Source organism: Vibrio sp. 1078-1, assembly GCF_033340475.1.
The window spans coordinates 1-668 of the sequence record NZ_JAWOWM010000416.1; the positions used below are offsets into that span (position 1 = coordinate 1).

The 668-nt window shown below is 49.6% G+C and carries 1 protein-coding gene; it reads left to right on the forward strand.

All coding sequences use genetic code 11. The features are described from left to right. A partial coding sequence (locus R7190_RS27930) for a chloride channel protein (protein ID WP_318137933.1) occupies positions 1-668 on the forward strand: 668 nt, incomplete at both ends.

Consider the following 668-nt stretch of genomic DNA (forward strand, 5'->3'; position numbering starts at 1 on the left):
TGTCGGTCGAATGGTGACCGATATTTTCCGCGTTAAAGATGACGATACTCGCCATTCCCTACTCGCTTCTGGTGCTGCTGGCGGTTTGGCTGCGGCTTTTAATGCACCGCTTGCGGGGATCATGTTCGTAGTTGAGGAAATGCGACCTCAGTTTCGCTACTCGCTCATCTCGATTCGTGCCGTGATCATTTCTGCCATTATGGCGAACATTGTATTCCGCGCCATCAATGGTCAAGACGCCGTAATCACCATGCCACAATATCAATCCCCAGCGCTTCAAACATTGTGGTTGTTCCTATTACTTGGCGCACTGTTTGGCGTGTTTGGCGTGATTTTCAACAAACTGATTACGGTGGCGCAAGACAGCTTTGTTGCTATTCATAAAAACGATCGTAAGCGTTACCTGATCACGGGCTCAATTTTGGGCGGCGTATTTGGCCTGCTGTTGCTTTACGTACCTCAATTAACAGGCGGAGGCATTGCACTTATTCCCGATGTCACAACAGGTAACTACTCGATCTCTATTTTAGTGCTGCTGTTTATTGGTCGCGTGGTCACAACTTTGCTTTGCTTTGGCTCTGGCGCACCAGGCGGTATTTTCGCGCCAATGCTCGCGCTGGGCACATTGTTTGGATACGCATTTGGCGCAAGCGCAGATGTTCTGTTGC